Here is a 20,781-nt window from a genome sequence, read left to right on the forward strand (position 1 = left end):
CCACAAATCGAATACGATCGTTTGACTCCAAACCAACACCCAGCCGGATCTCAATCAGACCCAATCAGGTCCAGCCAGCGCCCAACGACGGTTTTGGCGAACTCGGTTTGAGCGCGCTGATACATGCTGAAATCACCGTCCAGCTGTTGAATCAAGCGGGCAATGACCGATTGTGGCTGGTTCGGATTGCCAATTAACTCGCGTCGATTCCAGGCATCGACAATGGCAGGCGTCACTTCAAAATGGCACTGAAAGCCCCACACCTGCTCACCAATCCGAAATGCCTGATTCTGCACCCGACTTCCGGTCATCAAGCTGACTGCTGCTGGCGGCAGATCGAAGGTATCCGAGTGCATTTCAAACAGCATCTGCTGCTGTTCCAAACCTGCCAACAGCGGATCATTCGCTGCGGCCTTGGTCAATTCGAGCGCCGTAAAGCCGTATTCCAGAAACCCCTGCGGCCGCACTTTGCCACCGTAGGCATAAGCAATCGACTGGCATCCAAGACACGAACCCAGCACCGGCTTCTGTGCCTGGTCAAACGCACGTATGCACTCAGCCAACTCGTCGAAATAGGGTTTCAGCATTGGGTCATGCACACTGTGCTCACCGCCAAAGACGATCATGGCGTCGAAATCGCTTACTATCGGTAATCCATGATGACGGCGTCGGTAAAACCAATGCAGTTCACCGCCACGAGATTCAATCACCTCACCATACCGGCCACACTCAACAGGGCCGTCCATACCACCGGCCATAATGGCTGCAATTTTCACAAGCCAGCTCCTTAACGTATAAAAAGGCCTTCCAAGGGGGCAGATTCAGAATGAATCAGGAAGGCCGTAAACCGGATTGGGCCTCAGCCCTTCAGAAATTTGTCCAAACCCGGGCTGCGGTAGCCGGATTTGGTCCAGGTAATCGGGAAATAGGATTCATCCACCTCGTTGGAATCGAGCTTTTTGTACTTGCCATAGATTGGCCCGTTGCCCACGTCCATCTTGTCCGGGTTGAACTGGATGTCGTGCTGGAAGAAATGCATCGCCATGGCTCGGCGTGGCACATCCGCACGATTCACTCGCGAGCCGTGCCAGGTCCAGCCGTCATGGAAAGCACAGCCACCTTTCGGCACAACCACAGGCACCAGCTCCAATTCCAGATCATTGGCCTCGGCCCATTCCCGTGCCTCTTTAAGGTCATCCTCCGGGCCGTGGAACTGCATGATGGGTTTGGCCTCACCCCACTTGTGGGAGCCTTTGATATATACCAGCGTGCCACCTTCAGCAGTGGTGTCGTCGAGCGCCAGCCAGCAACTGACCAGCTCCGGCTTGTCGATCCAGAGGCTGTACATGCTGTCCTGATGAAAACCAATCGAACGGCCAGCCGGTGGCTTCCACAACAGGTTATCGACCATCAGCCGACTGCCTTCCCAACCGCCCAGCTGTGCGCACAAACGGCCGATATTTTCAGACAAGCCGGTGCGGGCAACGGTTAAATCCGACTTCCAGGCATTACAAATCTGCTTGGTATACGGCGGGTTACCTTCCGGTAGGTTGACTTCATCTGGCTTGATACCAGTTTCAAATTCGCCATTCACAAACAGTGGTTCAAAGCGTTCGCGAATGGCATCGGCCACATCCGCCTCAACCAGCTTTTCGACGATCAGAAAACCGTCGCGGCGAAATTGTTCGACCTGTTGTTGACTGAGTTCAATCATGGGATCTCCTCGCTCGTCCTCTTCCTTTCTTCGATAGGCACGACGAGCCGTACTCTGAATTGGGTTAAATACGTCCTGGTTTTGAAGCTGATACGTCGGTGACGCGGTTGTCGTCGGCACAAGGTCGTATCAGTAAAAAGTCGTATCAGTAAAAAGTCAGATAGCGTTCGATTTCCCACTCGGAAACCGCCCGGTGGTATTCATGCCATTCGTGACGCTTGAGTTTGATAAAGCTGTTGACGAGATCAGGCCCCAGCGCATCTTTTAATACGCTGTCGGCATCCAGCTCATCGAGGGCGTCGTTGAGGTTTTCTGGCAGGCGTTCGACGCCCATGTCAGCGATGGCCTGCAATGACAAATCGTAGAAATTGAGAGACTGGGGCTCTGGCGCTGCCAGTTCACGGTCTACCCCATCCAGCCCGGCGGCGATGATTGCCGCGGTGGCGAGGTACGGATTCATGGCGCTGTCGCCAATACGAACTTCCAAACGTCCATAAGGAATACGAACCATGGCTGAGCGGTTGTTATCGCCATAGGCAATAAACACCGGCGCCCAGCTTGGCCGCTCAGCCGTACCGACCATCAAACGCTTGTAGGAATTAACCGACGGACACAGCAAAGCGCACAGTGCCTTGGCGTGCTGCATCACACCGGCAATAAAGTGATAGGCCAATTTTGACAGCCCCATACCGGACGGGTCTGAGTCGTCCTGAAACAGGTTGGTACCGCTGCCATCAACCATCGAGCAGTGAACATGCATGCCATTACCGGTGGTGTCGGCATTAAGCTTTGGCAGGAAGCTGGCAATGGCGCCCATGTTATTGGCTATTTCACGGGCCGCCATTTTGAAGAACAGTATGTTGTCGGCCGACTGCATCGCTTCGTCATATTTGAAATTCATTTCAAACTGACCGTTAGCGTCTTCGTGGTCGATCTGATAGACCTCCAGCCCGACTTTTTTCAAAGACTGGTGCATACCTTCCAGAAACTCAGTGTTGCGGGTGATGCCACGGTAGTCGTATGCAGGGTGCTTCATAACGTCTGTGCTATCGAACGGCACGACCGCCCCGTTTTCATCACGGCGCAGCAAATACAACTCAGGCTCCAGACCAGTCATCATGCGCCAGCCTCGACGCTGCAAACGCTCGGTCTGTGCCGCAAGTACATTGCGCGAATCCATATGGCAAATTTCACCGGCCACAGTGCCTTCGCCTCGCAGGGATGCATACCCTGGCATCCACGGGAGCAATCGCAGTGTTTTCAGGTCCGCAATCAACATGTATTCAGGGTCCTGCGGTGACATATCAAAGCCCTGCACCGCCGCTCCCGCGAAACCAGCTCCTTCGATGGTCAGGCCCTCAAGGCACTCAACGGGTACCGATTTGCTTTTGACACTGCCGTGCATGTCCACAAACTGCACCAGCAAGTAAGACACCTGGTGCGCAGTCAGAAAGTTTTGTGCCGCCTCAAGGGCGTTGTTTTCCGGGCAAACCCAGATACCGGATACTTCAGACATGATTCCATCCTCTCTTGTCGGGATGGATTCAGTGTCGTGGAAAGTGAGGGAAAAGCCTTTGACCGCAGAAACCACATAGTTGGCATCTGGTGCCAACAGCTGTTTAAAACGCCAAAGGCTGCTTAAGAAATGAAAAATGCTACTGCAACCGTCTCCAATCCGACGGATTAAGTTTCTTCCAGCGCACAAAGGCACGGGTAAAAGCGCTGATTTCGGAATAGCCCAACCGGAATGCCACCTCTGAAATACTCAGCTGATCGTATTGCAGATAATACTCCGCCAGGGCCTCACGCACTTCCTCAACCAGCGACGAAAAGGAATAACCTTCCAGGGCCAACTGGCGCTGCAACGAGCGTCGTGACAGCAGCACCCTACCCGCCACTTCATCAATTGTGGCGCCACCGTCTGCCAACAGCTCAATCACTTCACTTTTGACTCGCTGACTCAGCGACAAGATTTGCGGCTGTTTTGAGGCCAATTCGAGCATCGATCCGAGAGCAATGTTGTGCAGCATACTGTTGGCATTGGGCATCGGCTGTTCAAGGCACTGGCGTTTAAAGACGATCACATTGCGCTGTTCGTTAAAGCGGATATCGCACTGAAACGCATCCCGGTGCGGTGATCTTTGCACCAGCGCCGGATGCTGAAAATGCACTTCCAGCGGGTTCCAGTGTTGCCCCATGCCCCGTTTCAGCACATTGGCGAACATGCCGACCGTCAGCTCAGCATCCTGACGTCGATCCATGATTTCGCCGTCCAGCAGCTTGTATTCAAGAAAACAAAGATCATCCTGCTGATCGAATGTCAGCAAGCTATTGCGCTGGAAGACATGAAAATTCTGCACCATGCCAGCAATGGCATCCTTAAGGGTTGGTGCACTGATGGCGTGATAGCCATACAAGCCCAGCCCTTCCGGTTGAAACTGGTTACCGAACCAGAGGCCGAAATGCTCATTGCCCGTCGCCCGCGCCGCTTCGTGAATAGAACCACAGTAGTGTTTCAGGGATATATGCCGATTGGGCTGGTTGTACAAACCACTGTCCAGACCTGCACGACTTAATACGCTGGCACTGCTGGCACCCTGCGAGTCAATAAAATCTTCAAGCCCCACCGTGACCGATGCCAGCACACCAGAACCGACCAGTGAAGAGGAGCCAGAACGTGCGCGACAGACTTTTTCCGCCAGACCATGGGAGTTGTTGTTTTGGAGATTGGAAGACGATAGCGACATGGCTTCACCAAAGGGAATCTTTATTTACCCTTGGTGAAGCAATATTCAAACCAGCGACTGGGTTTGAACAGGAGGTTTGAGTGTATCAGGATTCAAAATCGAGCAGTTCAACATCAAAAACCAGCGTACTGCCCGGCTTAATCTTGCCCGCACGCTGTTTGCCGTACGCCAGTTGCGCCGGGATGAAGAGTCGGTTCTTCTGGCCTTTGGTCATCAGCTGAACGCCCTCAGTCCAACCAGGAATCACCTGATTCAAACGAAAGCTGATTGGCTCGTTGCGCTCTACTGAGCTATCGAACACGGTGCCATCAATCAGTGTGCCGTGGTAATGCACGGTAACCTTGTTTTTTGCACCTGGGCGCTCACCTTCTCCACCCGTGCCTTCGTTCAAGACTTCGTATTGCAAACCCGATTCGGTGGTCACCACACCGTCCCGCTGTCCGTTTTCTGCCAGAAAGGCATTGCCGGCTTCCATGTTTTCTTCTGCGCCCTTGCTGCCAACGCCGGCTTTTCTCAGCGCGTAGCCAAACAGTACGGCGATGATGGCGACTGCAATAATTTCAACCATAGGGGTTCCGTTCAGTATTTGGAGAGTTCTTTGTCGTCACGGGTGAGTTTATCACCGACGTTTTCGATCATTTTGAGAGATTTCAGCGACCGGGACAAAAACTCCCGCTCATACAATACGCCAACGACCACAGCGGTTCCGACCATAAAGAACCAGGTGTTCACAAACCACATCAGCAATGCCAATGAAAAGTAGAAAGTTCGAAGTCCGTTGTTGTAACTGTGGCTGGCCTGATCGATCACTTTGGCGCCGTAGATCGCATAACTGCGGCGGTCGCTGGCCGTGGCATCCTTATCGTCCGGCATCGGGGCCGCACCCAGAATCACCGAAGCAAAGCCAAACTGACGCATTGACCAGGTGAAGGTAAAAAAGGCGTAGATGAACACACAAATCATCACTACGATTTTTAACTCCATCGCCAGAATGGAGTCGATGGTGGCAAACGACACCTTGGCCAGCAGGTCTCGCACTTCGTGTACCGCCGTCAGGGCCGTCAGCAAACCCGCCAGCACCAGCACGCAGGAGGATGCAAAGAAGTTGGCGTTACGCTCGACGTTGGCCATCAGGGTGGCATCAGCCACACGGATCTCACGGGTAAGCACCCGTCGCATCCAGTTGATTCGATGCACATGCATCACAGACGACAGCGACGCCGTTTTGCGCGCCATGTATTTGGCAAAGGTGCTGTAAGCAATCCAACAAAACAAGAACCAGCCAAGGCTGGCCCAGTTAAGCAGACCAATGACTTCTTCGTTGGTGGTTTCCAAGGTCCGTATCTCGCAATCAGACGGTTCAATTTACAATCATTGAAGCAAAGAAGACGCCAGCCCACCAGTGCCCGGAGGTGCCAATTATCCCCTCCGGGATGTCTCTTTTAGGAGAGATAGGCCAGCATAAAGTATCAGCTGTCGTCCGAACGTACGTTGACACGCTTCATCAGTTCTTCCGCAGTTTCCTTGCGCTCAGAATAACGGTCGACCAGAAAATCACTTCTGTCACGGGTCAGATAGGTGAACTTGACCAGTTCTTCCATCACATCGACGATACGGTCGTAGTAGCCAGACGGCTTCATGCGGTCGTTGTCGTCGAACTCCGCCCAGGCCTTGGCCACAGACGATTGATTCGGAATGGTGACCATGCGCATCCAGCGCCCTAATACGCGAAGTTGGTTCACCACGTTGAACGACTGCGAGCCACCGCACACCTGCATCACCGCCAGCGTTTTGCCCTGAGTGGGCCGCACCGCACCAAGGCTCAGTGGAATCCAGTCGATCTGGGCTTTCATAACACCCGTCATGGCGCCGTGTCGCTCCGGCGAGCACCACACCATGCCTTCTGACCACTGCACCAGATCCCGCAGCTCCTGCACTTTCGGGTGCTCAGCATCGGCATCGTCTGGCAGCGGTAAGCCGGACGGATTAAAGGTTCTGGTTTCACACCCCATGGCTTCCAACAAACGCGCACATTCCTCGGTCACCAGACGGCTGAATGAACGCTGACGCAATGATCCATACAGCAGCAGAATGCGTGGTTTATGGGTCGACGCCGGGTTCTGGAACAACACCTCTGGCGTGGGTACATGAAACAGGTTGTCTTCAATGTTTGGCATTTCGTGTTCAGACATACTCTACTCCCTTATCCGTTGAACCAATGACGGGTACGATTAGCAAAGGCCACCAGCGACAACATAACAGGCACTTCCACTAGCACACCCACAACGGTTGCCAACGCTGCACCGGATTGCAGGCCAAACAACGCAATGGCGACGGCAACGGCCAATTCAAAAAAGTTACTGGTGCCAATCATGCAGGCTGGCGCGGCCACGTCGTGGCTAAGCTTCAGGCGCTTGGCGGCCCAATACGCGATGGCAAAAATGCCGTAGGTTTGCAGCATCAGCGGAATGGCGATCAACAGAATATCGAACGGTTTTTCTACAATGACAGGCGCTTGCAAGCCAAACAGAATCACTACGGTGGCGATCAGGCCAATGATGGAAAAGGGTTTAATGGTCGCAATCAGGCTATCCAGCTTGCTGGTATCCTGACCTTTCACCAACGCTTTGCGCGTGAAATAACCGGCGACCAGTGGCAATACCACGTACAGGACGGTCGACAGCAACAGGGTTTCCCACGGCACAGTGACGTCGGATATTCCCAGTAGCAGCGCCGCAATCGGCGCGAAGGCAAACACCATGATGATGTCATTGATGGAAACCTGCACCAGAGTGTAGTTAGGGTCGCCTTTGGTCAGCTGACTCCAGACAAACACCATGGCGGTACACGGAGCAACGCCCAGCAAAATCATACCGGCGATGTATTCTGACGCCGTCTCGGGATCGACCCAGCCAGCAAAGAACACTTTGAAGAACAGCCAACCCAAAGCGGCCATGGTGAAGGGCTTGATCAACCAGTTGATTACCAGCGTCAGCAACAAACCCTTGGGCTTTTTACCCACATCCTTGATGGAGGCGAAGTCGACCTGCACCATCATGGGGTAAATCATTAGCCAGATAAGAACTGCCACCACCAGATTGACACTGGCCACTTCCAGCGCGGCAATGGCTTCAAACAGTCCCGGTAACATCAGACCGAGGCCGATGCCCGCGAGAATACCGGCACCGACCCAAACGGTAAGAAAACGCTCAAAAATACCCATTCGCCAGCCCTCAGTAGACGTCAGCCAGAGATTGCAGCTGCGCGCGAATCTCATCAGCAGTCAGCGACGTATCCAACGTTTTAACGGCTTCCAGGCGCTTGGTCAGAGTCTGGATCAGCTCGGCAAACGCCGCATCCTGGGCTTCGCCCTCTGGCATTTTGGAAGGGTCTTTCAGGCCCCAATGCACTTTCTTGCCTTCACCAATCCACAGCGGACAGGCTTCATTGGCCGCGCTGTCGCATACCGTCACCACATAATCCGGGGCGAATTCTTCAAACTCATCCCAGGACTGACTTTGCAGATTGGCAGTATCAATGCCGTGCTGTTGCAACGCGGCAATGGAGCCCGGATAGACAACACCGGCAGGCTGGCTACCCGCACTGCGCACTTCAAAGCCGCCACCCAGCACATGGCGGGCAACGGCCTCAGCGCAAATACTGCGACAACGGTTATGGGTACATACAAACAGGAATTTCATGGGCATGTTCCTATAAGAAAGAGATGGAAATAGCGAATTGTCTGAATTAAAAGTTGGCGCTTTCACGCGGCTGACAGCAGCCGGGGGCCTTGGCTTTCGGGGCACAATCACCCAGCCGCTCTACCGCTGACTGAATGTAGCTGCCATAGGCCGATGCCAGGCTGGCAAGCACCGCATTAGCCGCAGCATCCAGCGTCGGGCTAACCCGGTAGTACACCCATTGGCCACGCTTTTCACCGGTAAGCAGTTCTGCCGTTCGCAATTGCGCCAAATGACGGGACACCTTCGGCTGGCTAAGGTCCAGCGCTTCGGTCAGTTCACAAACGCACAGCTCGCCGTAGCGTTTCACCAGCAAGACGGTTGCCAGACGCGTTTCGTCGGCAAGCAGCTTGAGTAATTCAACAGGTTGCATCGTGGCTCCGGAGCAGTTCTATATACGGGCAACCATATATTCGTTTTTCCATATATACAAGTCCCGACCCAGCCCGCCGAAATCGGGTACAATCCGCGTTTTCGCAACGACTGATTAACCGCCATGCCTGCCCCGACTTCTTCTGTTTCCCCTACCCGCATTGCTGTAATTGGCGCAGGCCCCGCCGGCTTGATGGCCGCCGAGCAAATCGCAAACGCCGGGCTGGCGGTGGAAGTGTTCGACGCCATGCCTTCGGTGGCCCGCAAATTTCTGCTGGCCGGTATTGGTGGCATGAACATCACTCACTCTGAAGGCTACGAGCAATTTGTTACCCGCTACGGGGCGGAGCAAGCGCAGCTGAAACCCCTGCTTGATCGTTTTACGCCAGACCAATTGCGCAATTGGATTCATGAGCTTGGCATCGAAACCTTTGTCGGCACCTCTGGCCGGGTATTTCCCACCGACATGAAAGCGGCTCCCCTGCTGCGCGCCTGGCTAACTCGCCTAAAGCAACATGGGGTGGTTTTTCACCAGCGCCACCGTTGGACTGGCTGGGCTGACTGCAGCAACTCACAACCTGATGCGCAACCACCCGCAGATTGCAGTGATTTGACCTGGCAGTTTGAGACCCGCGACGGCAGCCTGCAACGCCAGTTCGATGCCGTGGTGCTGGCACTTGGTGGCGCCAGCTGGAAACGTTTGGGCTCAGACGGCGCCTGGCGGCCCTGGTTGGATGCCAGCGGCATCAACAGCAAGCCTCTGGTCGCTGCCAACTGTGGTTTCGAGGTTAACTGGAGTGATTATCTGAAGAAGAATTTTGCCGGCGCACCACTGAAACAAGTAGCGTTAAGCGTGCGCGGCCCTGATGGTAAGACCGTCAAACGCACCGGCGAATTTATCATTAGCGAATACGGCATTGAGGGCAGCCTGGTCTACGCGCTGAGCCGTCCGATACGGGAACAACTGATGGCGGGCAATGACCCACACCTGTGTCTCGACTGGCTACCGAATCTGTCGATGGATGAACTGCAAAAGAAACTTAGCCAACCACGGGGCAAGCTATCGTTCAGCAACTGGCTGCGAAAAAAACTCAAACTGCCAGCCATTGCCAACACCCTGTTGCGCGACTGTGTTGAAAAATTCGATCCCAACAACTTCCAGCAGCTGGCCCAAGCACTCAAAGCCATGCCAATACAGCCGACCTCAACCCGCCCGGTAGACGAAGCCATTTCTTCAGCCGGAGGTTTGTGCTGGGATGAAGTGAACGAACAACTGATGCTCAAGCAGCTGCCAGGTGTATTTGTCGCTGGGGAAATGATCGACTGGGAAGCGCCCACCGGAGGCTATTTGCTGACAGCCTGCTTCGCCACCGGCAAAGCCGCTGGACTGGGCGTTGTTGAACAAAGCAAAGCGACTTTGGGTTGATTTATACGGTTTTAGCAGGCACAAAAAAGCCGTCCACTTGGACGGCTATTTCGGCAAACTGATAACTGACTGAATCAGACCGTCGCGCCGCAATACAGGCAGCGAACGTGGCGCATGGCGAGAACCCTGGAGCAATCCTGACACGTCTTTGTTTGCTCCAGCTTGCCATCCAATTTGCCATCACGAAGATCAATTTCACGAATTTTAGCTTCCAGCATCGATTGGTCAAAACCGATTTCCGCCAACAACTCACACATCGCCTTGGACACCAGAGACAGATGGTCAATCTGGTCTCTCATTGCCCTGATATCGATCTCGTTATTAACGGCCTTTCCCTTTGCCTCGCCGCTCAGCCTTTCAGATTCACTGATACGGAAGTTCTGGAAAATATCAAAAACGTCCATTAGCGGCAGTTCCTTCTTTGAAAAATCAGTGATCGTGGCCACAGCCTTCGTGGTGATCACAGTCATCAAAGTCGATGGCCATGAACAGCTGGCTGTTCGGGTAGTCTGCCGGATAGGCCATGAAGTACGCGGTGTTCTCTTCCACTGGCCACCAGCAAGAAGCGCTGCGTGGCACATCGGCGTATTCGATACGTTCGATGCAATAGTGCAGATTCAGGCCTTCCGCTTCCGGAAACGCCTTGAAGAAATCGGCCGGGAAACCGTCAACAGCGGTGTCGACCTTGTTTTCTTCAGCCAGTGATTTCAGTTTGCCTTCCCATTCTTTGTCCTGAATACACTCGACAAAGAAATCAGCGATAAAACGAGTGTGGTGCTTTTTGGTGATACGGGCGTTAGCCATTATGTATTCCTGTAATTTTCAAAGATTGGGATTACCACGGCAGTTGCTGGCCATTGGAGTGCCAGAAACCACCGGTGTTTTCCAATGTCAGCTCATCAATTCGAGCGATCAAGCCACTGGCTGCCTGCTGCGGTGAAATATCACCCGCGAAGTTAACCATACGGGTTTGCACAAACCCCGGATGTAACTGCGCCACTGCGATACCGCGTGGCTTGAGGTCTACCGCCAGGCTTTTGCCAATGGCGTTGAGAGCAGCCTTGGAAGCACGATAGCCATAGTAACTGCCAGAGCCGTTATCTTCCATCGATCCCATACGACTGGTGATGTTAGCGACCTTGCCGCCTTCCGCCATCAAAGGCAGCAGCGCATGAGTCACACACAAGGGCGCCAGAGCGTTAACTTCAAACTGCTCACGAATCTGGTCGAAGTCCATGTCGTCGAGGGTTTCGTTTTTGAAGATACCAGCGTTGTTGATCAGGATGTCCAATGGTGCATCCAACAGCTGGGCTGCAATCGCCTGCAAGGCAGCAACAGACTCTTCGCTGGTCACATCAATGCCTGAAATGGTGGCATCTGCCAGTTCGTCCAGCTCATCAGAAGATTCCCGACAAGCCGCAAACACCTGATAACCCCGTTCGCTGTAGGCCCGGGCCAGCTCCAAACCGATGCCGCGATTGGCACCCGTAATCAGTACGGTAGGCATAATATGCTCCATTGCAAATTCGCTGGCCATACTAGCGGAGTCAATGACTCCCCTGCAACGCCAGGGCCCATCCACATGAGGCCTAGAAACGAATAAACCGCCCGAAGGCGGTTTATTGCGAGATAAATCAGGCCGGTGCCAGCTCTGAAGCCAGCATGCTCAGGCGCTTGTGTTGCATTTGCAGCTTGTACTCAATTTCTTTAAATCGGGTACGAATGGCCGCAGCCTCCCACTTGTCGGCCAGGCTTTGCTTGGTCGCAACATAGCGTTCAGCCTGCAAGTGTTTCCAATCGTTGAGCATGGTCTTGTAGTGCTCATACTCTTGTTCCAGCACGTCACTCCAGCGCTGGTGCTCTTCTTCCTGCAATTGACGAGCGGCCAGATTTTCCTTGGCCCGTTTGAATTGCATCTGAACTTTGGCACGCTGAATTTTGAAGTCTGACACGGTGCGCAGATTCGACGCCAAACCTACCCATGAACACGCCTTGATAAACCACTTGGTCGGGTCCCAGTGATACCAGCGAATGCCGTTACGGTAGTCAGTCTGAAAAATGTGGTGGTAGTTATGGTAACCCTCACCATGAGTCAGAATGGAAAAGAACCAATTGTCACGAGCAGTGTTTTCGTCCGTGTACGGCTGGGAGCCCCATTTGTGCGCAATGGAGTTAATAAAGAAAGTCACGTGATGGGTACTCACCATGCGCAGCAAGCCGGCCAACAGCAGCATGCCCCACACATCACCGAAGATCAGACCCAGCACCACTGGCAAACCAATGTTCATGGCAGCAACAATCCAGATGTAATATTTGGCTTGCCACATCACCACCGGATCTCTCATCAGGTTTTTGACGTTCTTGTGGTTCGTTTTGCCCGATGGATACTGGCGCAGCATCCAGCCAATATGGGAAAACCACAAACCGCGTTTGGCCGAGTACGGGTCCTTGTCGACATCATCCACATGCTTGTGATGCACGCGGTGGCCGGAAGACCATTCCAGAATGGTGTTTTGCAACGCCGATGCACCCCACAAGGCGTACCAGACACGCAGCAACCAATGGGCTTCGTAGGCGCTGTGGGCCCACAAACGGTGGTAGCCACCGGTAATGGCCATGCCCGTCAACCAGGTGATCACCAGATAAGCGACCCAGGCGGACGTCTCGTAACCATAGGTAAAGCCATACCAGGGCACCAGCGTCAAAACGCCCAGCGTACTGGCAGAAAACATAATGGCCGGCACCCAATGAATGGGCGGCTTTTCAGATTTTGCGGCACTCTCGCCAGCGTCAGGGTTTGTGTGCTCTTTCATAAATCGTCACTGTTTTTGTTTATTATCGGTTGATGGCCGTTTTACCAGCATTACTTATAAAACGATAGCAGAACCAATGATCAGCCGAGCCATCAGGCGCTAACAATACGTGGGACAGTCAGACACTTCCATGATTTTTAGCAGGCACAAAAAAGCCGCGCATTGCGCGGCTCTTTCACTTCATATTGAAGACTTCAGGGATTAACCGCCGAAGTCATCCAGCATGATGTTTTCCGGTTCAACACCCAGGCTCAGCAGCATGTTGATCACGGATTGGTTCATGATTGGAGGCCCACACATGTAGTACTCACAATCTTCCGGCGCTTCGTGATCACGCAGGTACTGCTCGTACAGTACGTTGTGAATGAAGCCGGTCAAACCGTCCCAGTTATCTTCTGGCTGAGGGTCCGACATGGCAACGTGCCACTCGAAGTTCTCGTTTTCAGCCGCCAGTTTATCGTACTCATCCTGGTAGAACAGCTCACGCAGGGAACGTGCGCCGTACCAGAAGCTGATCTTACGGGTGGAGTTCAAACGCTTCAGCTGGTCGAAGATGTGAGAGCGCATAGGCGCCATACCCGCACCACCACCGATGAATACCATTTCGGCATCGGTGTCGCGTGCGAAGAACTCACCAAACGGACCGTATACAGTCACCTTGTCGCCCGGCTTCAGATTGAAGACGTAGGAAGACATGATGCCTGGCGGAATGTCCTTGGCACCTGGAGGCGGAGTCGCGATACGGATGTTGAACTTAACAACACCCTTCTCTTCCGGGTAGTTGGCCATGGAATACGCACGAATGGTGGTTTCCTTGTTAATGGCCTTCAGGTCGAAGAAGCCAAAGCGCTCCCAGTCACCACGGTACTCTTCCTCGATATCGAAATCAGAGTAGTTGATTTCGTATGGAGGACATTCCAGCTGCACGTAACCACCAGCACGGAAGTCTACGTTTTCGCCTTCTGGCAGAGCCAGAGTCAGCTCTTTAATGAAGGTTGCCATGTTCGGGTTGGAAACAACGGTGGTTTCCCACTTCTTAACACCAAACACTTCTTCTGGCACTTCTACTACCATGTCCTGCTTAACAGGAGTCTGGCAGGACAGACGCCAGCCTTCACGAGCTTCACCCTTGGTGAAGTGAGAAGCTTCTGTTGGCAGCATTTCACCGCCACCATCAGTTACCTTGCACTTACACTGAGCACAGGTACCACCACCACCGCAAGCGGAGGACAGGAAGATACCGTTGGCTGCCATGGTTTGCAGCAGCTTGCCGCCAGCTTCAGTTTCAACGGTACGCTCACCGTTGATCAGGATTTTTACGTTACCAGAGCTAACCAGCTTGGCACGGGCGCCCAGAATGATGAATACCAGTGACAGTACGATCACGGTAAACATCACAACGCCGAGAATAATTTCTACGTTCATAATCCGCTCTCCTTACAGTGATACGCCAGAGAAGGACATGAAGCCCAGAGACATCAAGCCAACGGTCATAAAGGTAATACCCAGACCTTGCAGACCCGCTGGAACATCGCTGTACTTCAGCTTTTCACGAATACCGGCCAGAGCAGCAATCGCCAGGGCCCAGCCCAGACCAGCGCCCACACCGAATACCGCACTTTCACCGAAATTGTAGTCACGCTCTACCATGAACAGGGAAGCACCCATGATGGCGCAGTTCACGGTAATCAGAGGCAGGAATACACCCAACGCGTTGTACAGAGCCGGTACGTACTTATCCAGAACCATTTCCAGAATCTGAACCATCGCCGCAATAACGCCGATGTAGGTCAGCAGACCCAGGAAGCTCAGGTCAACGGTAGCGTAGTCCGGGCTGATCCAGGTCAGCGCGCCTTCTTTCAGTAGGCCGGTGTAGATCAGGTTGTTTACCGGAGTGGTAATACCCAGTACTACGATTACCGCAACACCCAGACCAATAGCAGTCTCGATCTTCTTGGAAATCGCCAGGAAGGTACACATCCCCAGGAAGAATGCGAGGGCCATGTTTTCAACGAACACGGCCTTAATGAACAGGCTGATATAGTGTTCCATCAGTGGCCTCCAGAGTGTTCAGTGTTCGGCAGAATCTTGAAGTCTGGTGCTTCAACCTGTTCTTTTTTCCAGGTACGCAGCAGCCAGATGAAACCACCAATAATGAAGAATGCAGACGGCGGCAGCAGCAGCAGACCGTTAGCCTGATACCAGCCACCATCGGTAACCAGCGGCAGGATCTCGATACCGAACAGCTTGCCTGCACCGAACAGCTCACGGAAGAAAGCAACAAAGATCAGCAACACAGAGTAGCCCAGACCGTTACCAATACCGTCGAAGAAGCTCAGTACCGGACCGTTCTTCATCGCAAACGCTTCCGCACGGCCCATTACGATACAGTTGGTAATAATCAGACCAACGAATACCGACAGCTGCTTGGAAATGTCATAGGCATAGGCTTTCAGGATCTGGTCAACCACGATCACCAACGAGGCAATAATGATCATCTGTACGATGATTCGAATATTGTTCGGGATGTGGTTACGGATCAGCGCAACACCAAAGTTGGAGAACGCAGTTACCGAGGTCAGTGCCAGACACATAACCAGGGTTACGTTCATGCTGGTTGTTACCGCCAGAGCAGAACAAATACCCAGGATCTGTACAGCAATCGGGTTTTTGCTGAAAAGCGGTTCAGTTAAAACTTGCTTGATAGATGACATGATCAGGCCCCCTGTCCTTTCAGATTATCCAGCAGGCCGCCAAAGCCCTTGCTGCCAACCCAGAAACGAACCAGGTTGTCAACACCACGGCTGGTCAGTGTTGCACCAGACAGGCCGTCTACCTGATATGGGTTACCAGGCTGAGCACCGCCCTTCACTACAGTAATGGCAATGTCGCCGTCTTTATCGAAGACTTCCTTGCCAACCCACTGTGCTTTCCACTTAGGATTGTCTACTTCACCACCCAGTCCTGGTGTTTCTGCATGAGAGTAGAAACCCAGACCAACGATGGTATCCATGTCGCCTTCCAGAGCCAGGAAGCCGTACAGGGTAGACCACAGACCGTAGCCGTGAACCGGCAGGATGATCTTGTCGATGTTGTTTTCGTCACCAACGATGTAAACCGCAGCGAAATCTTCCAGACGCTTGATGCTGGCGATGTCTTCATCACCTGGCAGCGCGTTGGAGAATTCCGGCATTTTGGCCGACTTCTGCTGGTTGAAAACGCCGTACTGGTCAATCAGACCCGCAGTTTTCAGTTCCGCCATCTCGGCGTCAGTGGCAAAGCGGTTCTCTTTGACATTAACGATACGAGTGGTGATTTTGTCTTCAAACTGGGAAGCGATGGACTGTGACGCATCGTACAAGCCAGCAGCTTGCAGAACAGCGGCACGTTTGTCGTTCGCCTTGTTTTCATTCTGCTGAGGACGCAGACCTACCGCGGCGCCGGCTACGATAACCGAACACACCAGACACAGCAGTACAGCGACCAGCAGGGTTTTTTGAATGCTGTCGTTATTAGCTGACACGTGCGATCCTCCGCTTGATGTTTGCCTGTACTACGAAGTGGTCGATCAGCGGCGAGAACAGGTTGGCGAACAGAATTGCCAGCATCATGCCCTCTGGGAATGCCGGGTTGATCACACGAATCATGATCACCATAAAGCCGATCAGAGCACCGAATACGAACTTGCCCTTGTTGGTCATGGAAGCAGATACCGGATCGGTCGCCATGAAGATCATGCCGAACGCGAAACCGCCTACGACCAGGTGCCAGTACCAAGGCATCGCAAACATCGGGTTAGTGTCAGAGCCAACGGCGTTCAACAGCAGACTGGTAGCAACCATACCGCCGAAAACACCAGCAACAATGCGCCAGGAAGCAATGTTCATGGTCATCAGTACAGCACCACCAATCAGGATTGCCAGCGTGCTGGTTTCACCCATGGAGCCTTGTACAGTACCCAGGAACGCATCCATCCACTGAACACCGCCGTCGATGATGGCTTGTACGCCACCTTCGGCTGCGTTACCCAGAGCGGTAGCACCAGTGTAACCATCAGCTGCAGTCCATACTGCGTTACCAGACATGTTGGCCGGGTAAGCGAAGAACAGGAAGGCACGACCAGTCAGAGCCGGGTTAAGGAAGTTCTTACCGGTACCACCGAAGATTTCCTTACCAACAACCACACCGAAGGAAATACCCAGAGCAACCTGCCACAGCGGGATGCTTGGCGGCAGCGTCAGTGAGAACAGGATCGAGGTAACGAAGAAGCCTTCGTTCACTTCGTGGCGACGAATGGTGGCAAACAGCACTTCCCAGAAACCACCCACAATAAAGGTAGTGGCATACACAGGCAGGAAGTAGGCAGCACCAAAGACAAAGTTATCCCATAGACTGGAAGCATCGTGGCCAGCACCACCCAACAGGGCGATCAGCCATTCACGCCAGCCTTCAATCGCCGTACCAGCACCGGCTGCAATGGCTTCGTTCGCCTGCAGACCAATGTTGTACATACCGAAGAACATGGCCGGGAAAGTACACAACCACACAGTGATCATGATGCGTTTCAGGTCGATGCCGTCACGCACGTGAGCTGTGTTGTTGGTTACGCTTGGCGGGGAATACAAGCCGGTATCAATGGCTTCGTACAGTGGGTACATTTTTTCCCACTTACCGCCTTTCACAAAATGTGGTTCGAGATTATCAAGAACAGTACGCAAACCCATGATTAACCCTCCGCCTCAATTCGAGTGAGATTCTTGCGCAGGATCGGACCGTACTCATACTTGCCAGGGCAGACAAAGCTGCACAGGGCCAGATCTTCCTCGTCCAGTTCCAACGCGCCAAGGTTGATTGCTGACTCCATGTCTTCCACGATCAGTGCACGCAGCAGCTGAGTTGGCAGAATGTCCAGCGGCATCACCTTTTCATAGGCGCCAACCGGCACCATGGCACGCTCACTACCGTTGGTAGAAGTGCTGAAAGGGAAAGCCTTGCTCATCAATTTGGAGATGTAAATCGGCATCACAGAGAAGCGACTTGCACCCGGCGTCAGGTAGTGCAGCATTGGACGCTCACGACCTTCACGCAGAACACTGACCTGGTTATGGAAACGACCCAGGAAAGCTTCAGCATCTGCCGCCGTACGACCACCGAATACAGAACCGGAAATCAGACGGTTATCACCATCCGCCAGCTCGCCGACAGTCAGGTCGGTCAGGGATGCACCTTGCAGGGTACGAACCAGACGAGGTTCCTTAACCTGAGGACCTGCCAAAGCAACAACGCGCTCGTTGTACAACGTGCCCGTCGTAAACAGAACACCAATGGCGATCACGTCCTGATAGTTTACGGTCCATACAGTACGATTTTCACTGACTGGATGCAGATAATGGATGTGAGTACCTGCCAGACCTGCCGGATGAGTACCTTCGAACTCTTCAGTCGTTTCGACACCTGCAGTCGGAACATTGGCACCGTTTGCCTTACAAACATACAGCTTGCCTTCGGTCAGACGCTTCAGCACCTGCAGACCGTTTTTGAAGGCTTCTGCCTGTTCGGCAATGATTACTTCCGGGTTGGCCGCCAATGGATTGGTATCCATGGCATTAACGAAAATGGCTGCCGGAGTGGAACCCAGAGCGGGAACCTTGGAGTAAGGACGGGTGCGCAGTGTGGTCCACAAGCCGGAGTTAACCAGGTTGTCCTGAACCTCTGCAGCAGAGAGAGAAGACAGTTTGTCAGCACTGTAGCTGGCGAACGTTTCTTCTTCGGTGCCATCAAGCTCGATCACGATAGACAGGAACTTACGCTTTTCACCACGATTCACCGCTTTCACGATGCCCGCAGCTGGCGCGGTGTATTGAACACCTTCTGTCTTCTTGTCAGTAAATAGGACTTGCCCCTTCTTAACCCGATCACCTTCCCGAACAACCATTGTTGGCTTCATACCAACGTAGTCTTCGCCCAACAGTGCTACGCACTTTACCGCTTGGCCAGACGTAATGGTTTGCTCAGGAGTTCCAGTGATGGGTAAGTCGAGACCTTTTTTAATTTTGATCATATGCCTCGCCTAATCACATGGGTACCAGAGTACAGCTCCCATAAAACGGACGCACAATTGCCCCGGAAGTCGCTTACGCGATCCGGACGTTGCTATGCGTTAAAACTGTTTTTATATGGGAAACAAGCACTTGGATACTCGTTTGCTAAGTTTACTAAGTTTGGAATCGGCGCTAAGTATAGTGGCGAGTGTCGCAATAATCCAGTTGTGTAACAGCTCGAAAGCCCATACTTATGGGGCAATTAACCATGCCAGGACGGCATACAAGGAGGGTGAAAACAGAGTTGTTCAAGAAGAGTACAATCCGGCCACCTTGGTCAAAGGGACCGGATTGTTGAGTTGATTTCACCAGCCACTGCCAGTGAAACCAACCCGATTGGCTGGCGGATTAACCGCGAGCCGGATAAGTCGGGTACTCAACGCCACAAAGCTGGTGTGCAATGCGGACTACCTGACGGCTGTAGCCGTACTCGTTGTCGTACCAGACATACAGGTTGACGTGCTCGCCATTTACAATTGTTGCCTTGGCATCAACGATACCCGCATGGCTGTTGCCAACGAAATCGGTAGATACCACTTCCGGGCTGTTAACCCAGTCGATCTGACGCTGAACATCCGAGTTCAGGGACATGTTGCGCAGATAGTCGTTAACTTCTTCAACAGAAACGTCACGGGACAGATTCAGAGACAGAATCGCCATGGAAACGTTTGGAGTTGGAACACGGATGGCGTTACCGGTCAGCTTGCCTTTCAGTTCTGGCAGAGCCTTGGCTACTGCTTTGGCAGCACCAGTCTCGGTAATAACCATGTTCAGCGGCGCAGAACGGCCACGACGGTCACCATTGTGGTAGTTGTCGATCAGGTTCTGGTCGTTGGTGTAAGAGTGAACAGTCTCAACATGACCATTCTTGATACCGTACTCATCGTTCATCACTTTCAGAACTGGAGTGATGGCGTTGGTAGTACAGGACGCCGCAGACAGGATAGTGTCAGCCGCATCGATATCGTTGTGGTTGATGCCGTATACGATGTTCTTGATGTCGCCCTTGCCAGGTGCAGTCAGCAACACCTTGGAAACACCCTTGCTCTTCAGGTGCTGGCCCAGGCCATCTTCGTCACGCCATACGCCGGTGTTGTCAATCACCAGAGCGTTGTTAATGCCGTACTGGCTGTAGTCAATCTCGGCCGGGTTGTTGGCGTAGATGATCTTGATGTAGTTACCGTTAGCGATCAGCGCTTCGTTTTCTTCATCAATGGTCACGGTGCCACGGAAAGTGCCGTGAATGGAATCACGACGCAGCAGGCTGGCACGCTTCTCCAGATCGTTGCCTTTACCACGACGAACCACAATGGCGCGCAGGTTCAGGGCTTTACCAGCACCGGATTTTTCAACCAGGATACGAGCCAGCAGACGACCGATACGACCGAAGCCGTACAGAACTACGTCGCGGTTCTCGCCAAAGTTTTCTGGCTGGCCAACTGCATCACCCAGTTCGTCAATAACGAACTGACGCAGCTCACGGCCTTCGCCTTGCTTGCGGAATTTAACAGCCAGACGGCCGATATCCACGTGAATGCTGTTAACGTCCAGTTCAGACAGCACCTGCAGGATCGGGAACGTATCCTGTACAGAGATTTCTTCGTTCTCGATATGACGAACAAAACGGTGCGCTTTCATGATCTCGATAACAGAGCGATTGATAATCGCACGGCCATACAGAGAAGTGATCACGTTACGGTTACGGTACAAACCGCCAATAACAGGGATCATGGATTCAGCAATCGCTTCGCGTTCTGTCCAATCGTGCAAACAGGTGTCACGCATATCTTGGGTCACGGGCAAACCTTCCTAAAATTTTCGCTCTTGGTCACGAGGCGTGGATTATGCACGGATGACCCTCTAATCAC

The 20,781-nt window shown here is 53.0% G+C and carries 22 protein-coding genes; 1 reads left to right on the forward strand and 21 read right to left on the reverse strand.

Going from position 1 to position 20,781, the window contains the following annotated elements; genetic code table 11:
* Window positions 1-50: 50 nt before the first annotated feature.
* From G516_RS21265 to G516_RS0105985, 10 genes are all read right to left on the reverse strand, one after another.
* The gene (locus G516_RS21265) at window positions 51-776 is read right to left on the reverse strand and encodes a type 1 glutamine amidotransferase (protein ID WP_051218993.1); all 726 of its coding nucleotides are present in this window, start codon (window positions 774-776) and stop codon (window positions 51-53) included.
* A gap of 83 nt (window positions 777-859) precedes the next feature.
* Window positions 860-1,714, reverse strand: a complete 855-nt coding sequence (locus tag G516_RS0105945) for a phytanoyl-CoA dioxygenase family protein (protein WP_028292884.1) — start codon at window positions 1,712-1,714, stop codon at window positions 860-862.
* Between the two features lie 145 nt (window positions 1,715-1,859).
* Window positions 1,860-3,230, reverse strand: coding sequence for a type III glutamate--ammonia ligase (gene glnT, locus G516_RS0105950; protein WP_051218994.1), 1,371 nt, complete (start codon window positions 3,228-3,230; stop codon window positions 1,860-1,862).
* A 139-nt stretch (window positions 3,231-3,369) separates the two neighbouring features.
* A complete protein-coding gene (gene qhpR / locus G516_RS0105955; RefSeq protein WP_084644899.1) occupies window positions 3,370-4,461 on the reverse strand; it encodes an AraC-like transcriptional regulator QhpR in 1,092 nt (363 codons plus the stop codon).
* Window positions 4,462-4,546: 85 nt separating this feature from the next.
* On the reverse strand, window positions 4,547-5,029 hold the full coding sequence (locus G516_RS0105960) for an FKBP-type peptidyl-prolyl cis-trans isomerase (RefSeq protein WP_028292887.1): 483 nt from the start codon (window positions 5,027-5,029) through the stop codon (window positions 4,547-4,549).
* A gap of 11 nt (window positions 5,030-5,040) precedes the next feature.
* The gene (locus tag G516_RS0105965) at window positions 5,041-5,796 is read right to left on the reverse strand and encodes a DUF599 domain-containing protein (protein WP_211225069.1); all 756 of its coding nucleotides are present in this window, start codon (window positions 5,794-5,796) and stop codon (window positions 5,041-5,043) included.
* Between the two features lie 134 nt (window positions 5,797-5,930).
* Window positions 5,931-6,653, reverse strand: a complete 723-nt coding sequence (arsH, locus tag G516_RS0105970) for an arsenical resistance protein ArsH (RefSeq protein WP_028292889.1) — start codon at window positions 6,651-6,653, stop codon at window positions 5,931-5,933.
* An 11-nt stretch (window positions 6,654-6,664) separates the two neighbouring features.
* Window positions 6,665-7,684: an ACR3 family arsenite efflux transporter gene (gene arsB / locus G516_RS0105975; protein ID WP_028292890.1), complete on the reverse strand. Its 1,020-nt coding sequence runs from the start codon at window positions 7,682-7,684 to the stop codon at window positions 6,665-6,667.
* Between the two features lie 10 nt (window positions 7,685-7,694).
* Complete coding sequence (locus tag G516_RS0105980; protein WP_028292891.1) at window positions 7,695-8,162, reverse strand: arsenate reductase ArsC; 468 nt, start codon at window positions 8,160-8,162, stop codon at window positions 7,695-7,697.
* Window positions 8,163-8,208: 46 nt separating this feature from the next.
* A complete protein-coding gene (locus G516_RS0105985) occupies window positions 8,209-8,574 on the reverse strand; it encodes a metalloregulator ArsR/SmtB family transcription factor (protein WP_028292892.1) in 366 nt (121 codons plus the stop codon).
* Window positions 8,575-8,697: 123 nt separating this feature from the next.
* Here G516_RS0105985 and G516_RS0105990 point away from each other — a divergent pair, with 123 nt between their 5' ends.
* Entirely contained in the window at window positions 8,698-9,999 is a 1,302-nt protein-coding gene (locus G516_RS0105990; protein ID WP_028292893.1) for a BaiN/RdsA family NAD(P)/FAD-dependent oxidoreductase, read from the forward strand.
* 74 nt (window positions 10,000-10,073) lie between these two features.
* Here G516_RS0105990 and G516_RS0105995 read toward each other — a convergent pair whose 3' ends face one another.
* The 11 genes from G516_RS0105995 to G516_RS0106045 all read right to left on the reverse strand — a co-directional run bounded on the left by G516_RS0105995 (window position 10,074) and on the right by G516_RS0106045 (window position 20,710).
* Window positions 10,074-10,469, reverse strand: coding sequence for a hypothetical protein (locus tag G516_RS0105995; protein WP_169449500.1), 396 nt, complete (start codon window positions 10,467-10,469; stop codon window positions 10,074-10,076).
* Window positions 10,429-10,803, reverse strand: a complete 375-nt coding sequence (locus G516_RS0106000) for a hypothetical protein (RefSeq protein WP_028292895.1) — start codon at window positions 10,801-10,803, stop codon at window positions 10,429-10,431. The genes G516_RS0105995 and G516_RS0106000 overlap by 41 nt, the downstream gene beginning before the upstream one ends.
* A 31-nt stretch (window positions 10,804-10,834) precedes the next feature.
* The gene (locus G516_RS0106005) at window positions 10,835-11,506 is read right to left on the reverse strand and encodes an SDR family oxidoreductase (RefSeq protein ID WP_028292896.1); all 672 of its coding nucleotides are present in this window, start codon (window positions 11,504-11,506) and stop codon (window positions 10,835-10,837) included.
* Between the two features lie 127 nt (window positions 11,507-11,633).
* Window positions 11,634-12,812, reverse strand: a complete 1,179-nt coding sequence (locus tag G516_RS0106010; RefSeq protein ID WP_051218995.1) for an acyl-CoA desaturase — start codon at window positions 12,810-12,812, stop codon at window positions 11,634-11,636.
* A gap of 201 nt (window positions 12,813-13,013) precedes the next feature.
* The gene (gene nqrF, locus G516_RS0106015; RefSeq protein WP_028292898.1) at window positions 13,014-14,237 is read right to left on the reverse strand and encodes an NADH:ubiquinone reductase (Na(+)-transporting) subunit F; all 1,224 of its coding nucleotides are present in this window, start codon (window positions 14,235-14,237) and stop codon (window positions 13,014-13,016) included.
* A 12-nt stretch (window positions 14,238-14,249) separates the two neighbouring features.
* On the reverse strand, window positions 14,250-14,867 hold the full coding sequence (gene nqrE / locus G516_RS0106020; RefSeq protein WP_245582623.1) for an NADH:ubiquinone reductase (Na(+)-transporting) subunit E: 618 nt from the start codon (window positions 14,865-14,867) through the stop codon (window positions 14,250-14,252).
* The gene (locus G516_RS0106025; protein ID WP_028292900.1) at window positions 14,864-15,526 is read right to left on the reverse strand and encodes an NADH:ubiquinone reductase (Na(+)-transporting) subunit D; all 663 of its coding nucleotides are present in this window, start codon (window positions 15,524-15,526) and stop codon (window positions 14,864-14,866) included. Before G516_RS0106025 ends, nqrE begins: the two co-directional genes overlap by 4 nt.
* 2 nt (window positions 15,527-15,528) lie before the next feature.
* Complete coding sequence (locus tag G516_RS0106030; protein WP_028292901.1) at window positions 15,529-16,335, reverse strand: Na(+)-translocating NADH-quinone reductase subunit C; 807 nt, start codon at window positions 16,333-16,335, stop codon at window positions 15,529-15,531.
* Window positions 16,325-17,536 (reverse strand): NADH:ubiquinone reductase (Na(+)-transporting) subunit B, encoded by a 1,212-nt coding sequence (locus tag G516_RS0106035; protein WP_028292902.1) that lies wholly within the window; start codon window positions 17,534-17,536, stop codon window positions 16,325-16,327. Before G516_RS0106035 ends, G516_RS0106030 begins: the two co-directional genes overlap by 11 nt.
* 2 nt (window positions 17,537-17,538) lie before the next feature.
* Complete coding sequence (locus tag G516_RS0106040) at window positions 17,539-18,873, reverse strand: Na(+)-translocating NADH-quinone reductase subunit A (protein ID WP_028292903.1); 1,335 nt, start codon at window positions 18,871-18,873, stop codon at window positions 17,539-17,541.
* Between the two features lie 388 nt (window positions 18,874-19,261).
* A complete protein-coding gene (locus G516_RS0106045) occupies window positions 19,262-20,710 on the reverse strand; it encodes a glyceraldehyde-3-phosphate dehydrogenase (RefSeq protein ID WP_028292904.1) in 1,449 nt (482 codons plus the stop codon).
* Between the last annotated feature and the right edge of the window lie 71 nt (window positions 20,711-20,781).

Source organism: Oceanobacter kriegii DSM 6294, from assembly GCF_000422845.1.
In the GTDB taxonomy this organism is placed as follows: domain Bacteria; phylum Pseudomonadota; class Gammaproteobacteria; order Pseudomonadales; family Oceanobacteraceae; genus Oceanobacter; species Oceanobacter kriegii.